The sequence below is a fragment of the Acinetobacter sp. IK40 genome (genome assembly GCF_035615075.1).
Classification (GTDB): Bacteria; Pseudomonadota; Gammaproteobacteria; order Pseudomonadales; family Moraxellaceae; genus Acinetobacter; species Acinetobacter courvalinii.
Map to the genome: position 1 here is coordinate 190,489 of NZ_JANBOE010000009.1, position 7,577 is coordinate 198,065.

Annotated in this window: 8 protein-coding genes; all 8 read right to left on the bottom strand. The window is 40.5% G+C overall.

What is annotated here, in order from left to right; translation table 11 throughout:
- Positions 1-19: 19 nt before the first annotated feature.
- On the bottom strand, positions 20-1,309 hold the full coding sequence (hisD, locus tag MSG93_RS16195) for a histidinol dehydrogenase (protein ID WP_324622496.1): 1,290 nt from the start codon (positions 1,307-1,309) through the stop codon (positions 20-22).
- A gap of 130 nt (positions 1,310-1,439) precedes the next feature.
- Entirely contained in the window at positions 1,440-2,102 is a 663-nt protein-coding gene (locus MSG93_RS16200; protein ID WP_324622497.1) for a DUF4272 domain-containing protein, read from the bottom strand.
- A gap of 139 nt (positions 2,103-2,241) precedes the next feature.
- Positions 2,242-2,931 (bottom strand): ATP phosphoribosyltransferase, encoded by a 690-nt coding sequence (gene hisG, locus MSG93_RS16205; RefSeq protein WP_005283487.1) that lies wholly within the window; start codon positions 2,929-2,931, stop codon positions 2,242-2,244.
- Entirely contained in the window at positions 2,928-4,187 is a 1,260-nt protein-coding gene (gene murA / locus MSG93_RS16210; RefSeq protein ID WP_004774988.1) for a UDP-N-acetylglucosamine 1-carboxyvinyltransferase, read from the bottom strand. Before murA ends, hisG begins: the two co-directional genes overlap by 4 nt.
- Positions 4,188-4,193: 6 nt before the next feature.
- Entirely contained in the window at positions 4,194-4,445 is a 252-nt protein-coding gene (ibaG, locus tag MSG93_RS16215) for a BolA family iron metabolism protein IbaG (RefSeq protein ID WP_005228821.1), read from the bottom strand.
- Positions 4,446-4,583: 138 nt separating this feature from the next.
- Complete coding sequence (gene hpf, locus MSG93_RS16220) at positions 4,584-4,925, bottom strand: ribosome hibernation-promoting factor, HPF/YfiA family (protein WP_004655596.1); 342 nt, start codon at positions 4,923-4,925, stop codon at positions 4,584-4,586.
- 168 nt (positions 4,926-5,093) lie between these two features.
- Positions 5,094-6,542, bottom strand: coding sequence for an RNA polymerase factor sigma-54 (locus MSG93_RS16225; RefSeq protein ID WP_324622498.1), 1,449 nt, complete (start codon positions 6,540-6,542; stop codon positions 5,094-5,096).
- A 183-nt stretch (positions 6,543-6,725) separates the two neighbouring features.
- Entirely contained in the window at positions 6,726-7,319 is a 594-nt protein-coding gene (locus tag MSG93_RS16230; RefSeq protein WP_009512320.1) for a type II secretion system protein GspG, read from the bottom strand.
- Positions 7,320-7,577 lie beyond the last annotated feature (258 nt).

Consider the following 7,577-nt stretch of genomic DNA (forward strand, 5'->3'; position numbering starts at 1 on the left):
CTATCAATCTTTGAATCGGTTATTGGTAACGATAACGGGCTGAGCGCGCATGAGCATCAAGATTTTCTTGCACTGCCAACACATCAGCTGCTTTTGCCAAGCTCTTTACGCCCTCTTCGGAGCACATGATCAAGCTAGAGCGTTTCTGAAAATCATAAACACCAAGCGGTGAAGAAAAGCGTGCAGTACCCGATGTCGGTAAGACATGGTTTGGACCAGCACAATAATCACCAATGGCTTCTGGGGTATAACGTCCCATAAAGATCGCACCAGCATGACGAATCTCCTGAATCATCAATTCAGCCTCATCAAGACAGAGTTCTAAATGCTCAGGTGCGACCTGATTAATCAGTTCAATTGCTTCTGCGCGATCTTTTACCAATACCAACGCACCACGATTTTGAATTGAGGTTTTGGCAATTTCTGCTTTTGGTAATTCAGTTAAGTGTTTTTCAATCGCAGCTTCAACTGCATTTAACAGCACTTCATCTGGGGTAATGAAAATCGCTTGCGCAACGGTGTCATGCTCAGCTTGAGACAATACATCCATGGCTAGCCATTCAGCATTATTTTCCCCTTCGGCATAAACCAGAATTTCCGAAGGTCCTGCAATCATATCGATACCAACCTGACCAAAAACAGCACGTTTTGCGGCTGCTACAAATCGATTACCAGGTCCTGTAATTTTATCGACCGCTGGAATGGTTTGTGTTCCATAAGCCAATGCTGCAACGGCCTGTGCACCACCAATAGTAAACACGCGGCTTACGCCTGCCAAATAGGCAGCTGCCAATACCAATGGATTCAGTTCACCATTTGGTGCAGGAACAACCATGATGATTTCTGGGACACCCGCGACATGTGCAGGCAACGCATTCATTAACACCGATGAAGGATATGACGCTAAGCCACCCGGTACATAAATTCCGACACGATCTAGGGCTGTGACTTTCTGGCCTAAGGTATTACCCAGCTCATCAACATAGGTCCAGCCTTCCTGCTTTTGTGCCTGATGAAACGAACGGATACGTTTTGCTGCCAGTTCCAGTGCTTCACGGATTTCAACACTTAAGCCTTCAAATGCCGTTTTGAGCTGTACCTGAGTCAGTTCTAAATCAGAGAATTGATGCGCGGGATGTCGATCGAACTGTTGCGTTAGTTTAAGCACATGATCATCACCATGCTGACGAACATCAGCAATAATCTGATCTACAGTTTGTATAAGTTGAGGATCATTCACGGTTTCAAATGCTAAAAGTTCAGCAAATGTCTGTTTAAAATTTTGATCCTGAGTCGATAAACGTCGCATCAATTTACCCACAAGGCGAAAAAGAGAACGCTAAGTTTACTCTTTTTCAGTACGCTTGTGGGCAAGATAACATCAGCATTTCCGCAGCTTTTATAGGAAAAAACATTTAATGATAAGAGATCTATAAGTTTTAAGTACTTACATCCGGATTATCCCAATCCGCATCGGCCTGTATCAGCCAGTTTAAAGCGCCATGACGCTCCAGAACTATGGAAGCATTTAAATTTGCAGGTGCATGCTGCTGTTTTAATCGCGCATCAACACATGCCCAGTCATAACGATAGATCAGATCTGCCTCATCCAAAATCTCTTCGATATGTCTTAATTTCACCTGCTGCATAAATTCCTGTAATGAATCACAGCCTGATACCGCCTGAATGGCAAAATCACAATCTGCGATTTCATCTGGATATTTCAATTTTTCGACAATCCCCAATGCCCATAGCAACACCCAATAGGCTTCATACTTCCAGATCATGTTGACAATCTCTTGCTGCGAAGCATTTCGATTCAATATGTTTTTTTCTTTAACAGTTAATTCATCAGTGACTGCAAATTTATTCAATAGATCGACAATAAAATCTTCTGTTTCTTGATCAAATTGGTCTTGATCCAGATCACATGCCACCTGAATCATCAGTAAACATGCGATCGCACGCTTGGCAATGCGCTCAGCGGAGCGCTGGATTACATCATCACTTGACTCAATATGCGGCAACCAGTCAATATAAGGTATGGCTTTAGCTTTTAATTTTAGAATAGATTCTTGTTTACGCTGCTGTGGATTTTTCATTGTTCCTGACATTTTCAACAGATCATTAGCTTTTTTAACATAGCCTCAGCTCAAAAACAAAGGTGTTATATCTCCCACACAATCTTCAAATGTAAAAAAACCGCTCATGAGAACGGTTTCTTAATTTGATGTACAACAATCAGTTTTGACGTGCTTTAATCGCTTCTTCAAGTTGCGTCAAAATCGGATTTAAAACAGCTTGTTTACGTTTAAAGCTGGCTTTGTTCACAATCAGACGAGAAGAAACCTTACAAATTTCTTCCAACGGCTCCAAGCCATTGGCACGTAAAGTATTACCCGTATCCACCACATCAACAATGTAATCACCTAAACCAACCAAAGGCGCAAGCTCCATTGATCCGTATAGCTTAATCACATCCACCTGCTCACCGAGGCTTGCATAATATTGGCGGGTTAAGTTGACGTATTTGGTCGCAATCTTTAAACGGCCTTTTGGACGTTCCATACCGACTTTACCAGCTGTCATCAATTTACAATTGGCAATTTTCAGGTCAAGCAACTCATACACATGTTGGGCACCATGTTCCATCAACACATCTTTACCCGCGACACCAAAGTCTGCCGCACCATTCTCAACATAGGTCGGAACATCAGAAGCACGTAAAATCAAAATACGGACTTTCTTGTGCGTGGTAGGAAAAATCAGTTTGCGTGATTTATCCGGATCTTCAAGTAAATTAATACCCGCCTTTTCAAGCAAGGGTAAAGTTTCCTTTAAAATACGACCTTTACTGAGTGCTAAAGTTAAACCATGATCAAAATTGCCCATTACGTCAAAATTTGGATCATCGTTTCTTAAGTCATTCATCCTTTTACTCGCTTAATCTGAGCACCTAAACTTTGCAATTTTTCTTCCACATGTTCGTAGCCACGATCAATGTGATAGATACGGTCAACCAGTGTTTCGCCTTCAGCAACCAAAGCGGCTAAAACCAGTGAAAATGAAGCACGTAAATCCGTCGCCATGACAGGGGCAGCTTGCAGTGTTTCCACACCAGTAACCACCGCATCATGTCCTTCCACCTGAATATTGGCACCCATACGTGAAAGTTCCGGGACATGCATGAAACGGTTTTCAAAAATCGTTTCTGAAATCGTTGCAAAACCACGACCAATCGCATTCACGGCCATCAATTGAGCTTGCATATCAGTTGGAAATTCAGGATGAGGTAAAGTTCTGAAACTCACTGCTTTCGGACGCTTGCCCTGCATATCCAGTTCGATCCAGTCATCACCACGCGTGACTTCTGCACCCATCTCTTCAAACTTATCCAATACTGCTTCGAGCAATGCAGGATCAGTATGCGTGGTTTTCACTCGGCCACCGGTAATGGCAGCAGCAGCTAAATATGAACCGGTTTCAATACGGTCAGCAACCACTGCGTATTCACAGCCATGCAGACTTTCAACGCCTGTTACCACTAGCGTATCGGTATCCAAACCTTCAATCTTGGCACCCATCTTGATCAGCATTTGCGCAAGATCGGTAATTTCAGGTTCACGAGCAGCGTTACGAATGGTGGTCACGCCATCAGCCAAAGCCGCAGCCATCAAGATGTTTTCGGTACCACCAACGGTCACCATATCAAAAACAACTTCACCGCCTTTTAAGCGACCATCTACTGAAGCATGGACATAACCATTTTCCACTTCAATATGCGCACCCAAAGCTTCTAAAGCTTTGAGATGTTGGTCGACTGGACGCGAACCGATGGCACAACCGCCCGGTAAAGACACTTTGGCGTTGCCATAGCGCGCCAACAACGGGCCAAGCACGAGGATAGATGCACGCATAGTTCGTACAAGTTCATAAGGTGCAAACTGGTTGTCTAATGTTGAAGCATCAGCACAAACCGTCTCACCTTCATAGCTCATGGTTACGCCAAGGCCAGCAATCAACTTAACCAATGTATTTACATCTTTTAAGTTCGGTACATTGGTCAATGTAATCGGAGAATCAGCAAGAATCATTGCTGCAAGTAAAGGCAATGCCGCATTTTTAGCACCCGAAATGCGCACTTCACCCTCGAGCTTAACACCGCCCGTAATTAAAAACTTATCCATTAATATTTAAGCTCCGAAAAGGCTTGCTTTGCGCCATTCGTCTTTTGTCATTGCACGAATCGTGACTGCGTGAACTGCACCACTCGCGATATAGGAATTTAGAGGTGCATAAACCGATTGTTGACGAGCAACGGTACGTTTACCTTCAAACTGATCATCAACAATACGCAGGTCAAATTTGCCAGCTTGTCCGCTCACCGCTACTTCTGCTTCAGGGAAAGCTTCTTTTAAAATTTGCGTGAGCTGCTCACTATTCATTCCAAGACCTCTTATACAACCATTGGTGTAAAACGCGCTATTTTACTATAACTTTTTCACATAATTCAGTAAGCAGTTTCTTTTTTTATCAATAAAAAAAAGAGGCTTCACAAAAAGCCTCTTATATAAAAATAAAAATTAACTCAAAAGTGCCAGTTCATGCTGGTACGAACACTGGATTTTCCGATGTTTTGCAAGCTGACGTTTTAATTTATCGGTCAATTTCCGAATCGAGGTATACATATCATCGGCTGTCGCCTGAGCAAACAGTTCCACCCCTGGCAAACGTATAATTGCCTCAGCAATATGGTTTGCACTTCCTTTGTGTGAACGTTTGTCAATTTGATGATCTTTAGCCAGCTTGATCTGCATACTATTCACTTGATCCAGATGCTTGGTCATTTGACTAAACTTTTCTTTTATATTTTCTTCAATTGCTGGTGTAATGGTTAAATGGTGTCCACGAATTGTTATTTGCATAATTCTATCCCTCACCTTTTTCTCAGGATACAAGCAATCGCTCAAGCAAATTTAATGCACATCAGTGGTTCAACATCCATTAAATCATTTCAGCGATTCCTCTAGTGATCATTAAAAAAATTCATTATTCCGTAATAATGAACCAATAGAATAGTCACACCTTAAAATTTAGATCAAGACTTTTCTTTCAGAAGATGAAGGAATATGTAACGATTCACGATATTTCGCAACGGTCCGCCGAGCCACCTCAATCCCTTCTTTTTTCAGCATCTCGGCAATTGCATTATCCGACAAAGGTTTACGTGGATTTTCATTGGAAACCAGCTTTTTGATCATGGCACGAATCGCAGTTGATGACGCTTCCCCGCCTGTTGTTGTCCCCACATGACTTGAAAAGAAATATTTCAATTCAAATAAACCACGCGGAGTCAGCATATATTTATTGGTCGTAACCCGGGAAACGGTAGATTCATGTAGCTCAACTTCTTCTGCTACATCACGGAGCACTAAAGGCTTCATTGCCTCTGGACCTTGCTCCAAAAAGGCGCGTTGATGCTCAACAATACAGGTTGCAACTTTTAATAAGGTTTTATGGCGTTCATCAATACTCTTGATAAAGTTTTTCGCTTCCAGCATTTGATTTCTTAAATAAACATTATCATCACTCTGATCTGCACGACGAATCATGCCTGAGTAAAATGAATTGATCCGTAATTTAGGCAAAACATCGGGATTTAGCTGTACCTGCCAATGCAAATCCTTTTTAGAAACGACGACATCGGGAACCTGATATTCAGATTCCTGTTGGTTGAACTCTAATCCAGGATAAGGCTTGAGAGTCTTGAGTAAATCAACTGCACTTGTTAATTGCTCTTTGGTCAACCCTGTTTGCTTTAATAATTTATTCAAATCATTAGAGATCAATAATTCATAATATTTTAGTAAATTCTTGGCTTCTGCCACATAAGGAACTTTCTCATGCACAGTTTCAAGCTGAATTTTCAAACATTCAGCTAAGTTTCTTGAACCAACCCCGATAGGATCTAAACGTTGAATATGTTTCAAAACAACAATAACTTCATCTTCCTCAACTTCTTCATCACTTTCCATCTCCTGCAACAACCGGGAAACGGCAAGCAGAATATCTTCCAGTTCCGCATCCAGGAAACCTTTATCATCCAGAGAATCGACGATGCAATATGCAATAAGCTTATCTACAGTCGAAAAATGTAAGAGATTAACCTGATCTAAAATATGCTCTTTCAAACTCATTTGTGCTTGGCGATTGTCTTCTCTTTCTTCGTATTCTGGTGAAGCTAAAGCAGTAGATTGATGGGTATAAATATCATCCCATTCAGTATCTACAGGTAAGTCATTTGGAAGATGATCAGCATTCAGCTCAGTGGTTAAGTCTCCTGTCTCTGCTACTTCTAGCGCAGAAAGACTTTCTGTAGTCCCCATCTCTTCTATTTTTTCAAGTAAGGGATTACTGTCTAACTGGATCTGAATTTCTTGTTCGAGCTCTAAGCTTGAGAGTTGTAAAAGACGTATGGCCTGTTGTAATTGAGGTGTTAACGATAAACTGTTCGCAACTTTCAATCCAACAGATAATTTCATAGTCTTTCCTTTTATTAAGATAAGCAAAAAACATGCCTATAAAAATATTTATAACATAAAAGCAATGTTTACGCATATAAGGAAAATTACATTCTTTTTGACTGCATGAGTCATAGATAGATTATGAGAAAAACGATCAGTTTGATTCTTTGTTTATTTTTTAAACAAAAATATATTTCGGAGCTATAAAGTAGAGCCTGTACTGCTGTCATGAAAAATCAATCCAATTTTACTATCTGGCTTCAGCTCAATGTTCGGCAAAATATCATCACTTGTATAAGGCTCTCCATCTTGCCCCACACTGAGCAGATAATAATGAGATGAATCTTTTAACTCATAATGGTAATAGCGTGGTGAACTGCTCCATGAAACATCAGTAGCATCAAACACAAAAACTGAACTATTCTCTGGCAAGGACTGATTTAATATTTCCAACGAATCAGGATAATGACCATTCTCTACTTTATAAAATTCAATTGCTTGAACTAAAGATGTCATAGCTATTTGACTTGATTGAGCGCGCAATTCATCATATAAACCTCCGCGCTGAACAAAACCAAAATAAAAGAGTGAACCATAAAGAACAATACTAAGGCCGATACCACAAGCACCAATAATCGTGAGTACTTTACCGCCACTTTTTTTAGTTAGTACTCCCCAAATAACAGCAATAACCCCAAAGATAACACCAATACCAGGTATAAATGACATCGCTGCAATTACATAAGGAAAAACACCCAATTTATTTGACCTTTCATTTACATTAATATCAACCATTAAATTTATCTCATAATTATCTTTATGTTTTAGTTATAAATACAATAATCTTCTCTCCCTCAAAAAAGTTAACTAATTAGATCAATATTCTTAACATTTAATGCTTTTTTGCACTTAATATTCATTCCACGCAATAAAAAACACCCCCTAACGTTAGTTAGGGGGTGTTTCTAATTTAAAAGCTGGCGATGACTTACTCTCACATGGCAAGTGCCACACTACCATCAGCGCTAAGAGGTTTCACTTCTGAGTTCGGGA